18 protein-coding genes and 2 pseudogenes are annotated in these 23,326 nt (G+C 52.0%); 8 read left to right on the forward strand and 12 right to left on the reverse strand.

The window, feature by feature from the left end; all coding sequences use genetic code 11:
* Positions 1–13: 13 nt before the first annotated feature.
* The 4 genes from GKC68_RS12765 to GKC68_RS12780 all read right to left on the reverse strand — a co-directional run bounded on the left by GKC68_RS12765 (position 14) and on the right by GKC68_RS12780 (position 4,219).
* On the reverse strand, positions 14–319 hold the full coding sequence (locus tag GKC68_RS12765; protein WP_014606041.1) for a PTS sugar transporter subunit IIB: 306 nt from the start codon (positions 317–319) through the stop codon (positions 14–16).
* A gap of 16 nt (positions 320–335) precedes the next feature.
* On the reverse strand, positions 336–656 hold the full coding sequence (locus GKC68_RS12770; protein ID WP_028722088.1) for a PTS lactose/cellobiose transporter subunit IIA: 321 nt from the start codon (positions 654–656) through the stop codon (positions 336–338).
* Between the two features lie 108 nt (positions 657–764).
* Positions 765–2,678 carry a PRD domain-containing protein gene (locus tag GKC68_RS12775; protein ID WP_264228255.1) on the reverse strand — a complete coding sequence of 638 codons (1,914 nt, stop codon included), beginning with the start codon at positions 2,676–2,678 and terminating at the stop codon, positions 765–767.
* 572 nt (positions 2,679–3,250) lie between these two features.
* Positions 3,251–4,219, reverse strand: a complete 969-nt coding sequence (locus GKC68_RS12780; RefSeq protein ID WP_089528602.1) for a D-2-hydroxyacid dehydrogenase family protein — start codon at positions 4,217–4,219, stop codon at positions 3,251–3,253.
* Between the two features lie 295 nt (positions 4,220–4,514).
* On the opposite strand from GKC68_RS12780, the gene GKC68_RS12785 reads away from it, so the two are divergent.
* The 4 genes and pseudogenes from GKC68_RS12785 (at position 4,515) to GKC68_RS12800 (ending at position 7,010) form a co-directional block, all read left to right on the forward strand.
* Entirely contained in the window at positions 4,515–5,093 is a 579-nt protein-coding gene (locus GKC68_RS12785; protein ID WP_089528601.1) for a cytochrome b/b6 domain-containing protein, read from the forward strand.
* A 13-nt stretch (positions 5,094–5,106) separates the two neighbouring features.
* Complete coding sequence (locus tag GKC68_RS12790) at positions 5,107–5,658, forward strand: tetratricopeptide repeat protein (RefSeq protein WP_089528600.1); 552 nt, start codon at positions 5,107–5,109, stop codon at positions 5,656–5,658.
* Positions 5,639–6,196 (forward strand): sigma-70 family RNA polymerase sigma factor, encoded by a 558-nt coding sequence (locus GKC68_RS12795; RefSeq protein ID WP_028722083.1) that lies wholly within the window; start codon positions 5,639–5,641, stop codon positions 6,194–6,196. The genes GKC68_RS12790 and GKC68_RS12795 overlap by 20 nt, the downstream gene beginning before the upstream one ends.
* A pseudogene (locus GKC68_RS12800) lies at positions 6,193–7,010 on the forward strand (hypothetical protein). Before GKC68_RS12795 ends, GKC68_RS12800 begins: the two are co-directional and overlap by 4 nt.
* A gap of 15 nt (positions 7,011–7,025) precedes the next feature.
* On the opposite strand, the gene GKC68_RS12805 reads toward GKC68_RS12800, so the two are convergent.
* Complete coding sequence (locus tag GKC68_RS12805) at positions 7,026–7,601, reverse strand: YceI family protein (protein WP_064367208.1); 576 nt, start codon at positions 7,599–7,601, stop codon at positions 7,026–7,028.
* 549 nt (positions 7,602–8,150) lie between these two features.
* Between GKC68_RS12805 and GKC68_RS12810 the strand changes: the two genes are divergently transcribed.
* Positions 8,151–8,588 (forward strand): VOC family protein, encoded by a 438-nt coding sequence (locus GKC68_RS12810; RefSeq protein WP_047714629.1) that lies wholly within the window; start codon positions 8,151–8,153, stop codon positions 8,586–8,588.
* Positions 8,589–8,936: 348 nt separating this feature from the next.
* On the opposite strand, the gene GKC68_RS12815 is transcribed toward GKC68_RS12810, so the two are convergent.
* Positions 8,937–9,305, reverse strand: coding sequence for a transposase (locus GKC68_RS12815; protein ID WP_342656210.1), 369 nt, complete (start codon positions 9,303–9,305; stop codon positions 8,937–8,939).
* Positions 9,306–9,866: 561 nt separating this feature from the next.
* Here GKC68_RS12815 and GKC68_RS12820 point away from each other — a divergent pair.
* Positions 9,867–10,181, forward strand: a complete 315-nt coding sequence (locus GKC68_RS12820) for a hypothetical protein (protein ID WP_028722076.1) — start codon at positions 9,867–9,869, stop codon at positions 10,179–10,181.
* 640 nt (positions 10,182–10,821) lie between these two features.
* Here GKC68_RS12820 and GKC68_RS12825 read toward each other — a convergent pair.
* The 6 genes from GKC68_RS12825 to GKC68_RS12850 all read right to left on the reverse strand — a co-directional run bounded on the left by GKC68_RS12825 (position 10,822) and on the right by GKC68_RS12850 (position 20,899).
* Positions 10,822–15,927 carry an AIDA repeat-containing protein gene (locus tag GKC68_RS12825; protein WP_342656211.1) on the reverse strand — a complete coding sequence of 1,702 codons (5,106 nt, stop codon included), beginning with the start codon at positions 15,925–15,927 and terminating at the stop codon, positions 10,822–10,824.
* Entirely contained in the window at positions 15,924–16,823 is a 900-nt protein-coding gene (locus GKC68_RS12830; RefSeq protein ID WP_342656212.1) for an AIDA repeat-containing protein, read from the reverse strand. Before GKC68_RS12830 ends, GKC68_RS12825 begins: the two co-directional genes overlap by 4 nt.
* Before the next feature lie 80 nt (positions 16,824–16,903).
* The gene (locus GKC68_RS12835; protein ID WP_342656213.1) at positions 16,904–17,839 is read right to left on the reverse strand and encodes an AIDA repeat-containing protein; all 936 of its coding nucleotides are present in this window, start codon (positions 17,837–17,839) and stop codon (positions 16,904–16,906) included.
* 226 nt (positions 17,840–18,065) lie between these two features.
* On the reverse strand, positions 18,066–19,355 hold the full coding sequence (locus GKC68_RS12840) for an autotransporter strand-loop-strand O-heptosyltransferase (protein WP_241018895.1): 1,290 nt from the start codon (positions 19,353–19,355) through the stop codon (positions 18,066–18,068).
* Positions 19,352–20,050: a hypothetical protein gene (locus GKC68_RS12845; RefSeq protein ID WP_028722074.1), complete on the reverse strand. Its 699-nt coding sequence runs from the start codon at positions 20,048–20,050 to the stop codon at positions 19,352–19,354. Before GKC68_RS12845 ends, GKC68_RS12840 begins: the two co-directional genes overlap by 4 nt.
* Positions 20,051–20,113: 63 nt before the next feature.
* The gene (locus tag GKC68_RS12850; RefSeq protein WP_028722073.1) at positions 20,114–20,899 is read right to left on the reverse strand and encodes an EAL domain-containing protein; all 786 of its coding nucleotides are present in this window, start codon (positions 20,897–20,899) and stop codon (positions 20,114–20,116) included.
* Positions 20,900–21,609: 710 nt separating this feature from the next.
* Here GKC68_RS12850 and GKC68_RS12855 point away from each other — a divergent pair.
* Together GKC68_RS12855 and umuD are read left to right on the forward strand one after the other, a co-directional pair.
* Positions 21,610–22,179, forward strand: a complete 570-nt coding sequence (locus GKC68_RS12855; RefSeq protein WP_081047070.1) for an invasion associated locus B family protein — start codon at positions 21,610–21,612, stop codon at positions 22,177–22,179.
* A gap of 692 nt (positions 22,180–22,871) precedes the next feature.
* Positions 22,872–23,320 (forward strand): annotated as a pseudogene (gene umuD, locus GKC68_RS12860) (translesion error-prone DNA polymerase V autoproteolytic subunit).
* Positions 23,321–23,326 lie beyond the last annotated feature (6 nt).

Genomic DNA, 23,326 nt, shown 5'->3' on the forward strand with positions numbered 1-23,326 from the left:
TTTTATTCGTGGTTTACTTTAATAATGCGATTGCGTCTGCCAGGACTTTTTCACCGTTCATCATTCCGTAGTCCACCATATCGACCACGGCGACGCTAATGCCCTGAGGTTCATACTTTTCTCGCAGGTCATCTTCCAGATAGGATATTTGTGGCCCAAGAAGAAGTACGTCTGTCTTTCCGTTATGCGTTTTGAATTTTTCTTCAGGCATCGCAATAATGCTCACGTCGATTTGACGCTGTTTGGCACTTTGCTGCATTTTTGCCATTAACATAGAGGTGGACATTCCCGCCGCGCAAACTAATGTGATATAGATCATATGTATTTCCTTATCGTTATTTGTCGTGGATGAGCTTATACATTTCAATCATTTCGATGGCGATATCTCGTGTTGTCATCGCACTGATTAAATGATCCTGACCGTGGACCATAATAAGTGAAACAGCAGACGGGTTCTCTTCACGAGCCTCCGCCTGAATCATTTCCGTTTGAAAATGGTGAGCCTTGTGTAAAAATTCGCTGGCTTCTTTTATCCTTAGTTCTGCCATTTCGAAATCGCCCATTCTGGCCGCCTTCATGGCCTGCATGGCTTTACTTTTTGCGCCGCCGCCGTTGACAACTAACTCAGTGATAATATCCTCAAGACTAATTTCCATCACGTTACCGCTCCGTTTTCTGATGATTTACGTTCATCATAATCCTCACCCCTTTCTCTCTCCAGCGGGAAATTTACCATATTGAACATGGTAAATTTTGCCTCTCATTTACAGAGCATCACTTCCTTTAAGCAAATCCATGATGACGTCAAACGTTGGGTTATTAAGCAGTTGTTGTATGGCGGCAGAATCAAACAGCAACTTAGTTGTCAGTTGATAAAAATGGCCGACGTCGCTGTCTTCATCGGCAGAAATCGAGACAAGGAATACCACCTGTACATCGTTGTGGCCCCAGTATACCGGACGCTCTAATATTCCGATGGTGACAAAGCTGTTTGGCGTCATCACCTGGAAGGGATGCGGTATGGCCACAAGATTACCAAAGTCGGTTTGCCCTAATGCTTCCCTTTTCATCACCGCATCGTAAAAGCCTGCTGGCAGCGGAAAGGTTTTTTCCGTGTGCTGGCACAATATCCTCAGAACCTCTTCTTTTGTAGATGCGCTGATTTTGGTCAAAAAAAGTTCAGGACGATAGTATTTATATAAAAAAGCATGATTATTGCTTTCAAATACTTCACTGCAGGTTGCGATATCTTTGCTTTCAAGAAACTGTGTGACTTCGAAGACGGGCACTGGCACCTCGGTATTCACGGGAACTGTAGTAAAAATGTAATCAATGTTCTTTCCGGCAAAGTCAAAGCTCCCCAGTTCCCAGGCGGTACATTCATAAATATGCTCTACATAGTTTCCAAACGCCTGTTTGTATTTGTACATGAATAATTGCGTTGTGCCTTTTCCCGACGCACATACGATAATGATATTTTTTTTCTCTATTTTTTTATCTTTTTTCATCCGCGCCAGTTCAAAAATGATGGCAAAATAAGCGATTTCATCGTCTGGAATACGGGTGGCATAATGTTCAGACAGGGCGATGCAGGCTGTGGCTGCAAGAGTATAGGCAAAGGCATATTCTTTTTTAATTTCCTGCAGTAGCGGATTACTGAGTGGAATGTCGAACTGCATGCGAATGTCCAGCGGAACCAGATGTTGATTTAACGACATGCGCAGCTCAAGGTTATCCATGAAATCGATGTTGAAACTCTTGAGCAGGATTTCCAGCATTCGCCCGGTCAACTCGTCGATCTTGCGCGAGATAACGATATTGACGCCGGATTTTTTACCTGATGTGGAAGAGAGCTTAGCGCCCATGTGCAGGGCGATATAAGAAAATTCGTTTTGATTTAACGGATGGCTTAACGCTTTCTCAAGCTGTTGCACGATCAGCCCTGTCGCCTCAATAACCTCAGGCTTGACCAGCATGCTTATTCTTTCCTGATCGATGGCAACGGCATGACCGTGCTTTGCCCGGCACACCGCAATAAAAACATGTGACACCAGATTTTCCAGGGAAACTTCGGAGATGCTTAACCCACAGCGGTGCAACACAGATAAAATAATTTTACCTATTATTTTCAATTCCTGCTCTTTCTCCCCCTCCGCATTCATAAAATGATTAAAACGGATAAGGTTATTGGCGATACAAGTCCGTTTATCAAATTCATTTCCCTGAACTGCAATACCATAGTTAGGCCGACGGTCAAGTATGAGTTGATGCAGATGAAGGATGTACTCGACTTTTTTCAGATCCGCAGTCATCGTATTGCGAGAAACGTAACAGGTTTCACACAGATCATCTAATTTAATATAGTTCTCGCGGCTCAGCAGATTAGCCAGAATAAAAATCACTCTTTCATTTGAATTGGTCGGCCGCTGTACCTTGCTGCCTTTTTCCAGCGAGGTTGTCAGGCTGTGAAAATCTTCCTGGTCATAAACCACCAGTTGATAACCCATGCTGGATTTGGAATGTATTGAGGCCCCGCGCGAAGTCAGGATGTCATTTAACGCTTTTAACCGGGTCCGCACCGTTTTTTCACTTACATTCAGCCGACCAGCCAAATCGCGTGCTGTATGAAAATCCTGGTCAATCATTTCATTAAAAAGGACCGATAATTTACTGTACATACCATCTCCTTTATAATAATTATCTGTATTCTGACAACTTTATCATTGCTGATTTGCCAACTCCACCCAAGTGGTCACCATTTGAATCTGGTAAGCAATTGGGTTAAAACTCTTATTTTTAGATGCAAGTCACACATTTGCTATAGGTGCAGCGAAACATGGCATCGGTGAAGCCTCTCACTCACGTCTGTCATTAGGTGTGTTTAGCCTGAATCCCGGCTACAAACACCCGGAAAGCATTCAGTCCGAACACGCGAATTTGCCGTATGTTTTAATTTGACGAGCACAGAGATTATTGTCGGAGAAGTGATAAACAGGATATTTAAACGTTTTATCTCATTATTTTTACTGCGGCCGTAACCCAATCAATTCTGTTTATTCAACAACTAAAAGAAAATAGTACTTAACTATCGAATGCGTGCGATTTCAAATCAGAAGTCACTTATTTCAGTCAGGTACAAAGCCCTGTTAACGAAACTGCCAGGAGTTTTGCGCCACCGCATCGCTGGTGACGTGTATTACTATCCTGGCCGCTATTCGCTGACAAGCATCCTTAGCCACGCAGGGTAAGCTTATTCCTGCACCTCAGGATTGATTACATGGCTTCTGTCACCGTCGAAAAAGCGCACCACGTTTTCGAATGCGGTGCCGAAATACAGGCTGTAGCTGTCCTTCTCGACATAGCCGATGTGCGGCGTGCAGAGCACATTGGGCAGTGATAACAGCGGATGCGCGGGATCGTATACCGGTTCCTGCTCGTAAACGTCCAGAGCGGCAAAACCCGGGCGGCCCTGGCGCAGCGCACTCAGCAGCGCATCGGCGGCCACCAGCTCAGCCCGGCTGGTGTTGACAAACAATGCATCGGGCTTCATCTGCGCCAGATCGTCGCGCGTGATATTGCCCTCGGTTGCTGCCACTAAGCGCTGATGAACGGTTATCACGTCGCTGGAGGCAAAAAATGCCTCACGGCTGGCTGGCACGATCACGCCCGCTTGCTGCGCCTCCTGCCGGGCGCGATCGCTGCCCCAGACCTGCACCCGCATACCAAACGCCTTTGCATAAGCCTCGATCCGCTTGCCAATTTTACCGTAGCCCAGGATCCCCAGCGTCTGGTTACTCACGCCCTGCCCCAGCTCTGCCTGCCAGTGACCGGCGCGCATGGCGTTAACGGCCTGAACGAACTTTCTGCGGGCTGCCATAATCAGCAGCCACGTCAGTTCGGCTGGCGCAACGGGCGAGCCAACGCCCTCGACAATCGCCACACCCTCCCGTGAGCAGGCTGCAATATCGATATTGCGGGCGACCTTACCGGTCTGGCTGATGAGCTTTAGTTGCGGCGTGCGCTGTAAAAAGGCCTCGTCAATGGTGGTGCGCTCACGGATCAGGATCAAGGCCTGCGCCGTCGCCAGCGCCTGTTCTGCATCAGGATCCAGGCTGATGTCCCCAACAGCGTGACAGGTAAACCGGGGATGGCATTGCAGGCAGTCGAGGCCTGCCGTGGCCTGATGATAATCGTCGGGAATACAAACCTGTATCGTCATGGGATCGCGCGCCTCAAGAATGAATTTGGCTGGTTACCTCCGGCTGAATAGCCGCCCTACATCATTAAAACAGCCTCCTGGTTCCGTCAATGTCCTTGTGCAGGATGCGCATTATGCGGCCCGAGGCAGTACGGAGTGAGCGCCGGACGATGTCGTTCGCACCTCAGCGATTGTTCGGCCTTTCCCCGTCACTTATCTCGCTCCAGAACATCGCAAAAAAAAGTCGAAAAAAGTCGAATAAAAATCCGCATACGCACGTTCACTCATCATAAACCTGAAGGAGAGAACGAAAGCCATGATTCACACCCAACCCAAGAACCCCCGACCGCGCTACGATGGAATGACCCTGGCGCTGCACTGGATTACCGCGGCCAGCGTCATCTTTTTGTTCGCCAGTGCGCACATCTGGGAATGGCTGGAGCGCGGGACACCGCTCCGGAAAGGCTTACAGTCGGTGCATATTTCCTGCGGGATCGTGCTGGCGCTGGTCATGGTGGTCCGTCCGGTCTGGCGGCTAATGAGCCAACGATCGCCGCGTTACGCGATGCCCGCTGCCGCCGTTTCACGTTTGGCGAAATGCCTTTCTCACTGCGTTCACGGTGCGCTCTATCTGCTGCTGTTCACCCAAATTGTGCTGGGCTTTATGTTTCGCTGGGCGCAGCAGGAACCCTTTGGCTTTTTTGGCCTGTTCGATCTGAGCGGATGGGTGCATGTCGATCCTCTGCTCAAACATGCTCTGGGTGAATTACACAACAATGTCGCCTGGGCGCTGATTATTCTGGCCGCGTTCCATGCTCTGGCCGCCCTGTTCCATCACTATTTTCTCCGCGATAACGTGCTGCGCCGCATGCTGCCCGTTCGTCCCTCTCTCTAACTGGAGCACTACCATGAAAAACGCCCCTTCACTGCTGCGTACCCCAGGCCTTAAGCTGCTGGTTCCGGCCCTGCTGTTCGTTATCCACGCCGCCCCAGCACTCGCCGCAGGCGATGACAGCACCAACAGTAAGATTCCGGACTGTCCGCACGGGCAGGTTTACGACAGCAAGACCAAACAGTGCGTTCCCGACAAAACGGCGCGTCTGAGTGACGAAGACAAGACAAACTATGCCTATCATCTGGCGAAGAAAGGCGACTATCAGGCCGCGCTTACCCTGCTGGATAGTCTGAAACAGCCCGACACCGCAGAAGCCTGGAATTACCGGGGTTATGCCACCCGAAAACTCGGGCGTACCGATGAAGGGATCGGGTATTATCAACGCTCGCTGGCGCTTAACCCGCGCTATGCGAAAGTGCGCGAATACCTGGGCGAAGCGTGGCTGATTAAAGGCCGTCCCGACCTGGCAAAAGCGCAGTTGAAAACCATCGCCAGCCTGTGCGGTACAGGATGCGAAGAGTATCGTGATTTGCAGGCCGCCATTAATGGTCATCCGGAATCCTGATACCTACGATGAGGACAGCCACATCACGACCAGCGAAGTTCGCCAGCAGCTTGCTGCCCATCTGACGCGCCTGTGGCGCTACGGGCTGGTGCTGTCCCGAAACCACGACGTTGCCGAAGAACTCGTGCAGTCTACCTGCGTACGCGCGCTCGAAAAGAGCGCGCAGTTCACGCCGGGTACCCGGATAGATCGCTGGCTGTTCTCGATCCTTCACTCTATCTGGATTTCCGACCTGCGCGCCCGCCGCGTGCGGTTAGGACAGGGCTTTGTTGAAAGTGAGGAACTACTGGCGCCAGACACGCGGGAACGTGATGATGAACGCCTGCATTTTCAGAAAATCATGCAGCGCGTCAGCGCATTGCCAGAAGCCCAACGCAATACCGTTTTTCTCGTCTATGTTGAAGGGTTTACCTATCAGGAAGCCGCAGAGACGCTGGCCGTGCCCATCGGCACCATTATGAGCAGGCTGGCAACCGCGCGTTCGGCGCTGGCAAAATCGTTTGATGCTCAAACATCTGCGCAGGAGAAACGCTCATGAACACGCTACGCTTTGCGCCCCCCTTCAGCGACGAAGCGCTGGTGGCCTGGCTGGATGGCGAAATGAACCCTGATGACGCACGCAGGCTTGAATTACTGCTGGAAACCGATGCTGAACTGGCTGAACGCATCGATGAACTGATGAAAAGCCAGCTCGACTTTGACGCGGCCTTTGCGCCCTTACTGGATAAGGCCCCGGATGCAAAAATGCAGCGCAGGCTTGACGCCTTATTAAACGCGCCAACGCAGGCTCCCGCCCCGATGTTGTCGCTAGCGAGACATCGGGCATTAGCCGTCGTTCGCTGATTGCAGCCTCGCTGAGTTTTCTGATGATCGGTTCGGGCCTCGGCTACCTCGCCCGCCCGGCTAAAACCACGCTGAGTGAAAGCGAGAAGATTCGCGATCTCGAAGCTCAGTACATGTCGCTCTACAGCGCAGAAACGCTGCTGGATGCGGATAACTCCCCTGCCGCGTTACAGCATGGTTTGGCCCGCACCGCGCAGGATATTGGCCTGTATCTGAATACGCAGCAGCTTTACCTGCCGGATGCAGAGTTAAAGATGGTACGCATGTTGCGCTATGACAGCACATCTATCGCGCAAATTGCGTGGATCCATGCGGAATATGGCCCGATGGCGCTATGCATTTCGCCGGACGCCCAGCCTGCCTCAACCGGGCTTCAGCGCGAACAGCGCCATGATATGCGCCTGGTCTGGTGGCACCACGGCGGCTATCAGTTTGTCCTGATTGGCCGCAACCCGGATGAAGCACTGGCAAAGAGCGCCAGCGCCCTGAAAAACGCCCTAAGCGCTTAACGGCGTGGAGCGCTTTCAAGGCACATGACGGGCCTCTGCCTGAATGTCTATTTTGATCGTCACCGTATCATCCACCAGCGCGGTGAAGCGATCCATATGGTAGGCCGAGCGGGAAATCGTGGTCATGGCATGTAGCGCGATCCGTTCATCCCGTTGCGCCGTGCGGTCGTGCTCTTCCATTGTGGCTTCCAGAATGACCGGTCGCTGAACATCTTTTACCGACAATGAGCCAAAAATCCTGAAATTGCCGTTGCCCTGCGCCACGATCCGGCTGCTGGTAAAGACGATGTTGGGATAACGGGGAGCATCAAAAAACATGCTGCTTTTTAACTGATACGTCAGCAGGTTGTTGGACGCGATAAGCGTGGTGACCGGAATAGTGACCTTCACACGATTATCCATTTCATTTGCCGGATTCAGCGCAACCTCGCCGGTTACGCCCGTTAATTTCGCATGCGAAATACCGCCAAATGCGCGCCATGACAGCCCTATCGCGGTGTCAGGTGTGGAAATTGTGTAGTAAAGTGAAGCCGCGTGGGATAACGGATTCAGCAGCAAACCAGCAATCAGAAAAGATACAGCGCGCGTCATAACGGAATTCTCCAGTACACAGACAACGCATAAACGCGCCAGGTAGCAACTTTATTCGATTAATACTTACAGTTATATAACATTTGAAAGGATCTGGATCCCACTTCATCGCTTTGATGCGGAAGTGGGTAGCTTGTGCGGCTCAGACAGACTCGGGATGCCGGGTGCTGATTATGTTTAGCGGGTGCGGCCTGATGACCGGCATTCTGCTTGTAGCGTGATGGAAAACGGTTTTGTCTGCTGTCAGCCTTGAAATAAGACTGACTGATTCTGGCACAAAGCAGCTGCACATGTCGGGTCCGCAATAAGTGACAAGCAGACATTCGCCATTTTTCTACACTGGATACCGGCTTGTACCTGTTCGCGTATTGTTCAACAGGGAGCAGGTAACCTGCAAGGCTGTCGCTGTGGATGACGCGTAACAACGAGATTCAGACCGCTCTCAGTTGTGCTTTTTCCTTAACCAATCCCATCTCACTTATCGTGAAGCAATAAAGCAACAATTTTAGATAGTTAAGTGCTCAATTTTTGCAACCAGCAGGTAATGTCATGATCTTAAGTGCTAATCACGTCGGTTTTTCAGTCAAAAATATTCAAGACGCATTATTCGTCTGGACCCATATTCTTGGAGGGAAGTTATTACGCGAAGGGAACATGTCTGGGCCCATTATTGATGAAGTCACAGGCGCAAGGGGAGCGGATGTCCGAATGGCTTTGCTTGAACTGGCTGGTATGAACATTGAATTACTGCAATACAATAATATTGAACAGCCAGAAGCGCCTTCAGCACCCTATATCCCAGGCTATGCGCACCTGGCGTTTATGGTTAAGGATCTTGATACGCTCCTGAGCAAAGTATCGGACTATGGCTGGAAGACGCCAGGGAAACCCCAGACAGTCTCGTCAGGTCCCATGCAGGGAACCAGAGTCATATATTTACAAAGCCCTGATGGTCAGACGCTTGAGTTGATGGAACGCAATCAATAAAGTCTACATGTCTTGATCCATTACCTGCTTATCAGAGCAGCGATGTGTGCAACGTCCGCTTTGTGGCACAAGGCGGACATGAGTAACCGACCTAACATTAGATGCAACTATCGGTTGATAGTGTTACTTTAATGTACGCAAGACTTCTGAATTGAGATCGCCTGCCCTACGGTCTTATTTTCTCCATCACGGACCATTGCATTTATGATTGTTATCAGCTTTCGCATACATGCCGTTATGGCAACCCTGAAAACCTTTCATCTTGCGATCAGGTTTTCATAAAAAGCCTTAATTTCCGGGTTATAACGTATAGCCGAAAGTACAGCCATATACAGCATTGAACGGATATCAGATCGGCCCCCCATATAGTCCTCTTCCCCCTGAAATTACCACTATCTCGCGAATAACCCTTGCATCCTGAATGTCAGTTTTTGATCTAATTCCCAAAGCCCGGCTGAAGTTCTTTATCAGGCGGGGGTTAACCACAGCAACGGCAAAACCATTGAGTTCCAGTACATCTACAAGTGCTCTGTGGTAGTTACCCGTTGCTTCAATAACAAAAAGACTGATCTGTTGTTTTCTCACTGAATCCAGATTTAACAGTTCATCAAAACCTTTCGCCGAGTTTTCAAAATGAAAGGTGTCTGAGTTGTCACTGATACACACATCAAAGCTCTTCTTGGCTATATCAATACCTATGACAGTTTTCATGTTCATTTCAGCTCTCCCGGTCTTGCAAAATTCGGGCTGGTATTAACCGCCCAGGCAGTTGTTCGGGCTGCTTATGAAAAGAATGCTGCGCGGTCCGGCTCACCCTCGGGCTTCAAAACCCAGCAGGACGGTCGTGCTGCAGCATCGTGTAGCCAGTCTAAACGGGCTTTATGAACATACAAGCAGGACGAGCGCCAGCGGCACTTGACTGTGCAGCGGCCCGGCTAACCTGAAGGCACGGTGCAGGCCCTGACTGGAGAGCGCCTCAGAGGCAGTTGTGGATTCCACTGGCAGCTAAAAAAGCGGAGCATCGCGACGTTGCCGGTACGGTCGGAGAGGAGAAAAGCCGTCACTGCTGCAGATGGCAGTTACATCCGTCGTTACGGGCATTGCCTGCCGGAAGGGCTGGCACTGTCTTCCGCCGCTTCCGGCCAGCGGACGGTAAACGGCAAAAGAAGCTGAGCGAAGCGATGTCCTTCATCGCTGATGCACAGAAAGTTTCTGGTTGAGCCTGTCGCGTAATGTTAAATTTCCTGAAACGAACCAGGTTAAGACAGGGAAGTGACGATGTTTAAGGCGCTTGTGACAGGAAAAGTGAGTCTGGCGAAGACATTCTGGGGATGGGGATTCGGCGGAACCGCGCTGATTGTGGCCATCAGCAAGGCAGGTGCATATGCAGGCCATTACTGGGTGATCCCGGTGAGTCATGTACTGCAGGCCCTGCTTTCACTGGCCGTGCTGTCCGGACTGACGTTTATCCTGAAAGAGAAGCACACCATTTCGGGCGTCGTGCTCGGGGCCGTGGCTTTTGCCATTTTTCTGGCACACTTCATCCTGAGTGCAATATTTGCCGTGCGCTTTTCGTCAGTGATTTTTTTCTGAATACCGGCAGGCCTTCAGCTGATATGAAATAAAAAACCGCCCCGTACCGGGCGGCTGAACTAACTGACATTCAGAGGGGTGGACTACTTGCGGAAACCTCAGGCTGGCCCGACTAAAGACAGGCGGCAAGCGTAAGCGGCAAGATTTCTGGCCATTATGTCGTTTATGGCCAGCACAGATGAAAGAAAACGGCCCGCTGATTCCTGCTCATCCATTAGACCTTCCTCATCTTTATTTTTCATACGGGCATGGAATTAACACCCCCGCCCGTTCAACGTTTACACAGTCCGATGAGACTGCCCTTATACGCGATGTGGCCACCCTCGCCGCAGAATATGGCTGAGGCGTACCGCTGCGGGACAAGGAATGAACAGCCCAGGAGTAATTTTACTTATATCAGCAACCACTTGTTTGCATACGCCTTACTGAGGTTATGATAAAAATCCTTTTTCCTGCTTTCCGGTCGGGAAAGGAGGCGCGCATTACAGCTTTAATTCATGCGTAATCATCATTAACCTCTTCGCAGAATGACTGCTGCCGTTAAGAACTGAAGTTTATTAAGTATCCATACGAAGCGTTTTCAGGCTGGTAATGTTGAGGATCATGCCGGGCATTTCTGCCCGGCTTTTTGCGTTTATTTTTACCGGAACGACACACCCACGTTCACCAGACCGTAGTAGCCACCTGTTTCTCCGCCGTGCAGTGACTCAGACCAGCCGCCCTGTACGCCCAGCGTCACGTTTTTACGGATGCGCGCATTTACACCTCCGTTAATCCCTACACTGGTACCGGACAGCTTGTTACTGAAGGATGCCTGAGAACCCGCCACACCGGATACTGATGCCGAGAACCCACTATGGCCACCATACGACTGTGTTACCGACGGCGTTACCCACCACGCCAGCATTGCCTTCGCATCCTCAGGTGTGCCTATTTTTATGCCTGCACGCACCGACTGACGACGACTGTCGGACCAGCTGAGCGACGCTGCCTCGTCCTGACCGTTGTTCATACTCAGGCCCTGCACCGTGTACTGAAGCTGAGGCTCCAGTCCGAGGGACGGTGTCAGACCGAATGCCTGTCCGACTTCCGCCGAAGCCAGCCAGCCCGTGCCGGTGGTGGAAAGCGAAGTGCCGTCGTTTGACGCCGCTTTCAGACTGTGACGGCTCGCCTGCACCAGTCCATCTAAGCGCAGGCCGCCATGGGTATGGCCTGACAGGTATGCACCACCGGTATAGACCGTATCACGATCCGTGCCCGCCGATGCGCTGCCACCGTCACGCCACACGTCGCTGCGCATGAGACCGGATGCTCCGTAAACACCGGCACGCCAGTCAGCATTAGCACCATCAAGCTGCCACAGATCACCGCCCAGTTGGAAGAAGCTGTAGGCACTGTTGCTTTCCGGTACACTGCCGCCTGCCAGACTGCCGCGGTCCGGATGATTGAGCTGACCGGCTGCAATACGTCCCCAGATGCGACTGTCCGGCGCATAGTGATAACGCGTATCTGCCGTACCTGCTACCAGCCGGTCGTAGTCCATCGACAGTGACGGCAGTGCAGCATAGCTCCACATGGCATCACGGTAATTAACCTGTCCTGCCGGCACTGTATCCGTGCCCCCTGAGCTGTCAGGGGTGGTTTTCTGTGAAGTCAGATACCAGCTCTGATCGGCGTTGCGGTAAAGGCTGTACGAATAGGCCCCGGCTACCAGAGGCTGCTTCATGCTGAACGCCCCCGCATCGGTAGTGGCTCCGTTAAGCGCCTGGATAACTGCAATGCCGCTGCCTGTGGTCTGCGCGCCCAGCCCGCCACGGTTGAGTACTCGCAGTCCCGTGCTGCCGGTAGCCTTACCGCCGTCAATCACCACCTTATCTATGGGTGAACTGCTGTCGCCCGCCACGGTATTAAGCGTGATGGTACCGCCGTTGCCGGTAAGACTGGTTACTGTCAGCGTGTGTGGCGTGAAGGTGCCCTGTGAAGGTACGAACACGATGCTGCCGGCGTTGGTCAGGTTATCCACCAGAGAGTCACCGGTAATATTCCAGGTACTGCTGCTGTCGATGTCCACGTCGGTCGGGTCAATAATACCGGTCAGCGTGGTATTTCTGGTGAGGGCTAACGAGGTACCCGCCTGCGCAATGATGTCAGTGAAAGCCTGCAGACCATCCATGACCAGCGAACCGGCGTTCAGGTTAATCTGCTTCTGGCTCAGGGTGCCGCCCAGCGTCACTGTGCCGGTACCATTTTTGGTCAGCTGACCGTCACCGCTGATGTTGGTATTTATCACCACGCTGGAGCTGGTATCGTACGTCGTCTCACCATTGTTAACGAAGTCGTTCCCCGCCAGCGTCAGTACACCACCGTCAGCGATATTTAAAAGCCCTCCCGCCCCCACCGTGGTATCTGATGCCGTACCACCACTGCTGACAGCCAGAAGCCCGCCACTGTTGATGGTTGTCCGGGCAGCGATACCACCATTCAGGACGGAAAGGGTACCGCCGTTATTGATGGTGGTGTCAGTTGCATACCCACTGGTGTTAACCTCCATACTGCCGCCGCCATTGATGGTCGCGCGCGAAGCAACGCCGCCGTCAAATATGGTCAGCTTACCGCCAGAGTTAACACTGGTCTGAACTGCATTGCCTGTGACAGACTGCGTGCCAAGCATTGAGCCTTCAACTATCTGTTCACCCGCCGCATTGACTGTGGTTCCGGTGGCAGTTCCGCCGGCAACGATTTCTCTGCCAGCGTTGATTACGGTGTTTTCAGACTTGTCACCGCCCTCAATAAACAGTCCACCGTCGTTTTCAAGAAGAACGTTTTTAGCCAGTCCGTCTTGTACGGAGAAAGAGCCCAGCCTGTTGGTACCCGTAACCAGAGCCTGCGTTGACGTCAGCAGAGCCCCGCCCGATGTCTGAACTACGTCTGTAGCCGAAGCGCCATCATAGACGTTCAGCCTTCCTCCGGAGTTTATTGTTGCGGAAGATGCGCTGCCGCCAGAGCTTACTACCATAAACCCGCTGTTCAGAATGACAGATCCGGAAGCCTGGCCGCCGCTCATGACTGACTGAGCACCCGCAACTGAGGTCATGTTCGCTGCTCCGGAGACGAGCTGACCGCCACCTGCACTTATCAACGCCGAGTTCGCGGCGGCACCGCTGTTGACAATCTGTGTTCCCCCGGCCAGAACCGAGGCCAGCTTATCTGTCGCACCACTGTATAAATTCTGAATCCCCGCAATTACAGAGCTTATAGCGGTACCCGTAACGTTCTGGACACCTGTTGAATTTACGTTAGTTGAAAGTGCGACACCGCCGCTCTGCACAACCTGAATACCGTTGAGGTCCGTGGATGATGCAGTACCACCACTACTGACATCCAGAAGCCCGCCACTGTTGATGGTTGTCCGGGCAGCGGTACCACCATTCAGTACGGAAAGGGTACCGCCGTTATTGATGGTGGTGTCAGTTGCATACCCACTGGTGTTAACCTCCATACTGCCGCCGCCATTGAGGGTCGCGCGCGAAGCAACGCCGCCGTCAAATATGGTCAGCTTACCGCCAGAGTTAACACTGGTCTGAACTGCATTGCCTGTGACAGACTGCGTGCCAAGCATTGAGCCTTCAACTATCTGTTCACCCGCCGCATTGACTGTGGTTCCGGAGGCAGTTCCGCCGGCAATGATCTCTCTGCCGGAGTCAATTACGGTGTTTTCAGACTTGTCACCGCCTTCAACATAAAGGCCACCATTGTTTTCAAGAAGAACGTTTTTAGCCATTCCGCTTTGTACGGAGAAGGAGCCCAGCCTGTTGGTACCCTTAACCAGAGCCTGCGTTGACGTCAGCAGAGCCCCGCCCGATGTCTGAACTACGTCTGTAACCGAAGCGCCATCGTAGACGTTCAGCCTTCCTCCGGCATTTATTGTTGCAGAGGATGCACCACCGCCACTACTGACTACCATAAATCCATTCTTCAGAACTACGGTATTGAACGCCAGTCCCCCACTGGTGACAGCCTGTGAGCCCTCAACTGACGCCCCATTCGCTGTTCCGGTGACAGTCTGACCTCCGCCAGCACTGACCATGGCAGAGTTCGCGACAGCGCCACTGCCAATAATCTGGGTTCCTCCTGACATAACTGAGGCCAGTTTATCCGTGGCGCCGCTGTATAAATTCTGAATCCCCGCAATTACAGAGCTTATAGCGGTACCTGTAACGTTCTGGACACCTGTTGAATTTACGTTAGTTGAAAGTGCGACACCGCCGCTCTGCACAACCTGAATACCGCTGAGAACCGTGGAAGCCGCAGATCCACCGTTGGAGATGACCTGCAGGCCACCTGACGCGACACTGGCTGAAGTCGCAATCCCCGAGACACCCTGCACGCCACCGTATCTGACGCTTGTACCTTTGGCCGTCCCTGAAACATTTTCAGTACCACCAAGACCCGCCACGGTAGCAGTTGAAAATTCACCCGCATTTACGGTCAGCTTTCCACCGTTTTCCAGCAACACGCCTGTGGCCTGTCCGTTGTTGATAGAAAATGAACTCACTGGATTATTACCGTCCATCACCGCTCTCGTTGAGGTGATTAACACACCGCCAGCGGACTGAGTTAGTCCGGAAACAATCGCACCATCGGCCACGCGCAGGACCCCGCCGGAGGCAAGGCTGGCAGTGTTGGTCAGGCTGCCAGAAGCGACTTCAAGAGCACCGCCAGAAAGAACGGACGTCTGTGAAGCTGTACCGCCCAAAGACACCTGCTGGACACCACCAGTGCTTACGACTGAGGATGTTGCCTGCCCGCCGTTACCCACAATCTGCGTGCCGTTCATTACGGACGTTTTGCTTGCAGAACCGCCACTACGAATATTTTGAGTGCCACCTGATAACAAAGTCCCGGTTGCGGAGCCGCCACTGCTGACGTTCTGGGACCCACCTGACATGACAGTGGTAATACTGGTGCTGCCAAAGACGTTTTCTGTGCCGCCGCTGTTTACGACAGTATTTTTGGAAAAATCCCCTGCGCTTACAGAAAGACTTCCACCACTGTAAAGCAGAATTCCGGATGCGCTACCGGCACTGACTGAGAAGGCCCCCAGAGAGTTAGTCCCGTTAAGGATGCTTTGGGTGTTTATTGCCAGTATTCCGCCAGAGGACTGCGTTATGCCGAGGGCTGTTCCGCCGGCCCCAACAGCAAGCGTCCCCTTAGAGAGAACGGTCGTGCCTGACGCTGAACCACCAGACAAAACAAGCTGATTTCCGCCGGACGAAACTGTGGCCTGTGATGCTGAAGCACCAGCATAAACGTTCTGTGCACCGGTGATGTTAGCAGACAGGGATACACCGCCACTGTTTACCTCCTGTAAGCCACCAGAACTGATAGTGTCTGATGTGGTTACACCCCTGACTTTCTGGTTCCCCCCTGACAGAACCGTCGTACTGTTTGCAGCACCGCCACTGAGAATGTTCTGACTCCCTCCAGACCCGACCAACGTACCGGAAACATTTCCGTAGACGTCAATTGTTGCTCCGTTGTTAACAATAGTCTTGCTTGCAGACTCACCGGCATTAACCGTGAGCTTACCGCCGCTGTCCAGAATGATGTTTTTAGCCTGTCCACTGCTAATGCTGAAGGCACCGGAAGTGTTCTGACCGGTGATTATACCTTTTGTGGTGATGACCAGTGCTCCCCCGGAAGCCTGCGTCAGGTTACTCGCCGTTGCGCCATCAGCGAGCTTCAATGTCCCCCCGATAAAAGAGTTGTGGAATCCGCCACACCCTGACTGCCGTACACATCCAGAATCCCCCCTGCGCTTACGGTTGTTGCCGAAGCAGTCCCATATGAAACGCCCTGAACGGATCCAGACTGTACTGAGGTCAGAGTTGCCGTGCCACCCTGAAGAGTCTGGCGGCCGCCTGAGGACAGTACCGTTTTGAAGGACGACCCCCCAGCCAGAACAGACTGCGACCCGCCTGAACTGACAACAGCAGAGTTTGTCAGCCCCCCACTGAAAACGTTCTGATTCCCTCCTGATGTGACTGTAGCGCTGGAATCAATTCCGTAAACGTCTTCCCGTCCTCCGTTATTCACAACAGTGCTGCCTGCTAACTCACCGGCGTTTACGGTGAGCTTACCGCCGCTGTCCAGAATGACGTTTTTAGCCTGTCCACCGCTGACGCTGAAGGCACCGGAAGTGTTCACACCGGTTACGGTGCCTTTTGTGGTGATGACCAGGGCCCCGCCGGCGGATTGCGTCACACCAGAGACAACTGCACCATCCTGGACACTAAGGCTGCCGCCACTGAGCAGCGTGGTGCCTGAAACAACACTTCCGGAGTTGGCATACTGCTTGCCGCCAGAACTGACCGTCGTCTGAAGCGCTGTGGCACCACTGAATGCGGACTGCACGCCTGAAAGCTGCGCGGATACAGCAGTACCGCCGCTGGCGATAAACTGATTACCGCTTACATTTGCCTGAACAGAAGAGCCGCCGCTGTAAATCCGCTGGTAACCTCCGTCCATGACCGTTGTCTGAGTCGCAGAGCCCGAGACATTTTCTTCTCCACCGCTGCTTACCACCGTGTTTTGAGAGGACTCACCTGCATTTACTGCCAGCGTACCGCCACTGTAAAGCATAACCCCTGAAGCCTTCCCTGCGCTGATGGAGAAAGCCCCCACAGGGTTAGTCCCGCTAAGCGTGGCTCGGGTGTTAGTTATTAATCTTCCGCCTGACGACTGCGTAACGCCAAGGGCAGAGCCGCCTGACGTAACCGAAAGACTACCTCCGGACTGAAGAACAGTGCCTGAGGCAGAGCCGCCTGCCAGCACAAGTTGCCCCCCCCGGACACAACCGTGGCCTGTGACGCTGATGCAGTGCTGTTCACGTACTGTGTACCTGCGACGCTCGCAGATACTGACAGTCCACCACTGTTGACTTCCTGTATACCTCCACTACTGATAGTGTCAGACGTGGTTACGCCCCAGACTTTCTGGTTGCCGCCTGACAAAACCGTGGTCATGCTTGCGGAGCCTCCACTTGAAATATTCTGCAGGGCCCCGCTGTTTAATATCGTTGCCTGGGCTGAGCCAGCGATGTCGGTGTTCTGAACGGCACCAGCGCTCACAGTGGTTGAAAAAACCTTGCCGCCACTGGACACAAACTGTTTAGCTCCATTCTGGAGAAAAGTCTGACTGGCTGAGCCACCTCCATACACCTGCTGACTCCCGCCGGAGCTGACCGTGGTAGAGACAGCGCTCCCTGAAGACGCTACATACTGGGTTCCAAATACTGTGGTTTGATTAGCCAGGGCTCCGTTACTGACAACAGACTGAGCGCCCCCGGCTTTGATTGTGGCTGACGTAGCCAGGGAACCAGTACCATTTACGTTTTGGCTCCCCCCCGAATTAACGGTTGTCTGAAGTGCCGTCCCGCCGACAACAGCCTGAGTGCCACCATTATTTACGGTCGTTGAGGTAGCACTTCCACCGTACACCCCTTCAATACCGTTCATGAAAAGAGAGGTCTGAGAGGTAGTCCCACCGCTGGAAACGTTCAGGAAACCCGATGTGACTGACGTGTTCGTCCATGTCTCACCGGCACTGACGCCATAGGATCCTCCGCTTATCACCAGGTTATTTTGGTTTCCTGCCATCGCCCCCTGCGGGCCCAGAGTTCCGCCCATTAACAGCAGGAGCGTCGCCGCTTTTTTGACTGCCAGCGGGGGCGCCCGCCGCACCCTGCTTTTTCTGACGCCACTATCCAGGCCTGGCGTGCCGCACTCCAGACAATCCTGTACGCTCTGTTCATATCACTGCCTCATCATCATGTTTTGTTATGATCCGCCACTCAAGTGTCGGGGGAAATCGCATATGCATGCGTTAACTGGTTCTCAGTTGTGTATGCAGCCGGTCGATAACACCGGTGACCTGTTTGCCTGTAATCAGCCGGGTGCACTCAAACTGCCGTTCAGTCCCCTTATGACGCGGACACCAGAAGAAATCGTGGTGGTCAAAATTTTCGTGCAGGCTGTCCCAGCAGCCGCTGCAGCCGTGACTGCTGAACACGCGCCATGGGGTGTAAAATTCGGCGTTAGGCAAGCTGAAGCCGCTGATAAGCACCACCGGTATGTGTGATGCCCAGGCAAGCCAGGAGAGTCCGCTCGCCAGGCCTATAAAAAAGCTGGCGTGACGCAGGAGGTCTACCCGTGCCTGCAGCGGCAGGTGGCCGGTAAAGTCTTCCGCGCCGTAAGGAATATGGTTCCAGAGAAAACCGGTGCCCGTGGTAGACTCCCGGTCAATGCACAGGACCCGGTACCCCAGAGATTTCAGGTGCGCGACAACCTCTTTCCAGCCATGCCCGTTATTCCAGAACTTGGCCTGGCAGGTGGACTGCACAGCAATACAGACGTAGGGCTCATTAATGGTCCGCGGCGCACTGAGGTTCAGGCGTGGAGGTTCTTCGCGAGGATCAACACCGAGGATATAGCCCGCGATCCGGTGAAAGCCTACCTGGCGAAAGTCCACTGGCTGATGCGTGTCATTACCGCGAAAGAACAGTCCAATTCGGTAGGTAGCGTAATAGGTGCGGTCACGGACAGCTTCCGGTGCCGAGAAACGGATATCCGGGTACTGTCCCTCCAGCAACGCGATAATGTTCGGTGCCATAGTGCACTCAAGCCGGCAGCCGTGAAGCTGGCGAAACCGCTCTGCATAATGGAACCAGCCAAGCAGATCGCCCAGCGTGCCAGAGGGAAAAGAAATCAGCACGTCGCGGTCTTTGAGGGACAGGGTTTCGTCCAGCAGAGGCTGGCGTTCATTTACCCGCCAGACCTGAATACGGAAGCGGACAAAATACTTTTTGGCAGAGGTGACCCATCCGGCGCCTGTTTCGCAGCGGAACAGAACGTTGCCGGAGTCATCATCCAGTATAGCCACGCACCAGCGCCCCTCGGGCAGCAGCACGCGGGCTCCGTCATTGAAGTCATAGAAGATGCCGCAAGGCCCTGCGACAGAAGGTTTTTCAGGTGGAAGAACGAACGGTGATGTTGCTTCCACCTGTGTGGCAGGAGCGGCTGAAGGCGCAGCATCCTGAACCGGAGCTGGCCCGCTCATGGCCTGCTCCGCAGATTCTGATGCTGAAAGAACAGCGATATCAGGCTCATAAGTCATGATTTAATCTCCGGTTTAGTCGTCACTTTCCGGCGCTTAGAAACAGCGTGTGGCTGATGTTTCCGCCCGCGTGGTTTCAGGGCAGGAAACACAGAAGAAAGCTTGCAAAGTCCATTGCTGCGTTGGGTATAAAGGGTTTTCACTGACCGTCCCATACTGGAAGCACAGGCGTTGGCCGTATTTCCTGAAAGCCAGTCGGTAACAGCTTTGTGCTCACCTGGAGTAAGTACCTGTAAAGCGTCTTTACGCTTTACACTGCCCGGTCCCGAAAAAGTTGGGCTCACTTTTCCTGTCAGCATGAACTGCAGCAGAGACTGCCTGATACCCAGAGGCACAACAGTGCAATTGCTTAAAAGGCCGGGTGAGCAGCCAAGCGCGCCCAGTGTATGAATCAGCCAGTCTGCAGGGACCGGGCTTATAAGGAGCACACAGGGTGGATGGCTGCAATTACGTACCAGCCGGGCCAGTGTTTCTGTCAGTCTGAGCAGCATCAGCGGGTCATCCGGAATGACGACGGTCAACCGCCACAGCCCGTTTGTCTGATAGAAAACAGAATCAAGCAGATTCTCTTCATGTATAAGTCGAACCGGGGCGGAGCCTGACTCACTGAGTAACGCCATGACACCCGTTGCTGCATATGTGTCAGTAGAAAAGACGTATTCTTTGAGGCGTCTGATATGGGTAACATTCAGCATTGTGTTTCTCCTGTCTGCCCGGCCATCTCACTACCGGCGTAAATAGTCGTCTGAGCGTGTATCTCAGTTTTTTGAATCACGGGCTTTAAGTGCCGGGGAAAAACTGCTTCTCCGTTGCCTTTTTTTGGGGAAATATGCATTCGCCAGCTTCGAAAGGTCCTTTATCAGCACAGAGGGAAACAGGTAGCCCTGCATGCCCTCGACCGAGTTCCCCAGACTCTTTCTGTACTTTTCGCTCTCAACGCCTTCAACGACCACCGAGGGGGAATAGCGTCTGATTTCTCTGATGACCGTTTCCCAGATAGGCTTCTCAGACATGTTCCAGAAAAACATCCTGTCGATTTTGACGGTGTCGAAAAGGCAGCTCTGTATGGCCGAAAGATTTGCTTTTCCGGAACCAAAATCATCAAGCCAAAGACCAAAGTCGCGACTCAGACAATTCAGATGTGAGTGCTGTGGTGAGGAACCCAGCCCTGCAAATGTCTCTGATATTTCAAGCCTGATAAAAGGCATGCTCATGAGCTGATTTTTAATATCCAGTGTGCTGCAGATAATGCCCGCCAGATCACCGTCGATATTTAATGTGCAGAGCAAATCGTTTTCCAAAAAAAAACCAGCATTCTGCGAAAGAGTTTCCAGCTGTTTAACAAAAAGGGATCTCTTATCTGATAGCGTCGCATTCTTTAAAAAAAACTCAGCCGGATAGAACAAGTCCCCCTGTTCCTCAGCGAGATAAAACCGTGAGAGAAGTTCTACCGCATAAACTTTACCCGCTGGATTTACAATAGGTTCAGCAATGAAAAAAACATCAAAAGGAAGACCCGTTTTATCTCTGAGTAAATGCTTCAATTCAGACTCCTTAAGTTAGAGGCAAAACTCACATCAATAAAAAATACAAGCAGCCCTTACAGAGCACATTTCAAATGTGTCCATTTAGAACTTTCTCGGGCATCAATGACGCATTAATCATTCTTTAGGATGAATCTTAATTTCGATTATTGATCGACCAAAGCAATCAATCAATAGGTAACGATAGCCCCAATCTATGACAAAAACTATCAATAATTTGAAACTTATCGCTGAAGGCTTTCAAAAATCAACATTTTAAAAAAAATCACTTAAAACTCTAAACATTTATTAACAATACGTGCTCATAAAAAAACCTTATAAGACTTCCTTATTGTTAATAGGAAAAATCTCAAATCCACCTGCAAGCCTATAAATCAGAAAGGTATTATTTACGGTTTTTTTTGCGAAGTTGACTTAAGCTTTTTAAGCCAAAAAAACAGAACTCAGACAGGAAAGACGTCATTCGGAAACTTAAAAAACAAACATCAGAAATACGAATGCTTTACTTCATTAAAAAAATATTTAATAAAAAAAGTTAACTTGCAGGAAAAAAAAAGAGTATTTAAGATGATGGATTACCACTGAATGCAGCGGCAAGGTTTCGGCATTTAGACTCATGTAGTTTCTTGTCCCTTCATTAACTTTCACAAAAAGCTAAAGTTCAGACTTAAAGTCAGAGACACGTTCCTCCCAAAACTCGTGGTGATATTATGATTAAAATACGGCTCATTATGCGGACAATTATAACAGCCTCTTTTTTTACGACAGCTGTATGCATGGCGCAAAGTTTGACTGATTCTAACGAGAAAACTGCATTGAAAAGCAGCGTACAATCAGACAAGAAAAATCAAATCAGCAACGAAAGTTACTGGGTAGAGAGTTGCTCAGGTGATAACGCTAAACGTCGGTGCAATCTGACGCTTGAGCTCAAGATGAAGGATACCGATCAACAAGTCTTGCTTGCCGGACTGACTCCAGACAGTAAAGGCCGTATAACCGGTAATTTTACACTTCCTTTTGGGCTGGATGTGTCTAAAGGTATTTCTGTTACAACCGACAGTCCCAGCGCTACGGTTGCTCTTCCTTTCAAAACCTGCCTGCCTCAGGGCTGCATCGTTCCGGTCAGGCTGGACGAAATGTTCGTAAAGAAAATGCAGCGGAGTAAGGCAATGAAGCTGAAAGCCACGCTCAGCGACGGGCATCCTGTGGTGATTGATATTCCTCTTCAGGGGTTCAGCGAAAAACTCCGTCACCTGCCGGAACTGAACAAGGGGGCTTGACGACCTGGTTGCTCACTGCGACAGGAAAAGTAAAACTAATGAACAAACCTGACAGTAAATTCTTCGCCTGTCAGGTCTGTTACTTTACCCGCTCTGCCTGTGCATGCTCTGCCATGCGACTGAACATGACAGTTGGTAACGAAAGAGCCACCTTTTTATTGCCAGATACCGTGTCAAAAGATCCATTCATAACACAGGCAGCATTTGTCAGGCTCTCGCCGTATCCTGGCCATCAGAGAAGCCAGTAAACGGTCCACTGATTCCTGCTCATCCATAATACCTGCCTTCATCCGTGATTTTTACCCGTAATAAAATACGCATCCCGGCCATTCAACGTTTACGTAGTCCGGTATTACTGCCCTTAAACGTGGGGTAGCCACGCTCGCCGCAGAGCATGGCTGAGGCGTACCGCAGCGAGGAACGAACAGCCTTGTCGGGGAAGCGTCATTTCACTTATGCCGGCAACGAATGCTTACGCGCTTCCCTGACTGAAAGTGCCCGACAAAAAAATCATTAGCCTGCTCAGTAAGATAAGCCTCCCCTGAAACGCCTGGCGTCCGGATCCCCTTGCCATGCGACTTCGACTCAATAATGCTGTTTTTATATACAGCATTATTTAAGGGGGGATTTATCATGCCAGAATCATTCACTGCCGCACCGGCTTCAGGCCATTCAGTCCGGAGAACGGCATCATGAAAGCAACATCCTCCTGGGGCGGACTGACAGTATTAAGGCCTGCCGATACCCGTCCCGTGATGCGCATCCCGCTGTTTGTTGAGCGCTGCGCCGCCGGGTTCCCCTCCTCTGCCACCGATTATGTCGAGAGCGAGCTGGACCTGAACGAGCTCTGCATCACCCACTGGGCGGCCACGTTTTTCGTGCGCGCCAGCGGCAGCAGCATGGAAGATTTGGGACTGTATGACGGCGACGTGATGGTCGTCGATCGCGCGAAGGAAGCCACGCACGGTGTCATCGTCATCGCCGAGGTCGGCGGGGAGTTCACCGTCAAGCGCCTACAGCTGCAGCCACAGATTGCGCTGCGCCCGATGAACCCAGCCTATCCGGTGATATACCCGAGGAGCTGCACCTGCTGGGCGTGGTCACCTGGTTTTTCCACAATACCGAGGCGCGCCGGAAGTAACCATGC

The sequence above is a fragment of the Pantoea sp. RSPAM1 genome, assembly GCF_038816185.1.
In the GTDB taxonomy this organism is placed as follows: Bacteria; Pseudomonadota; Gammaproteobacteria; order Enterobacterales; family Enterobacteriaceae; genus Pantoea; species Pantoea ananatis.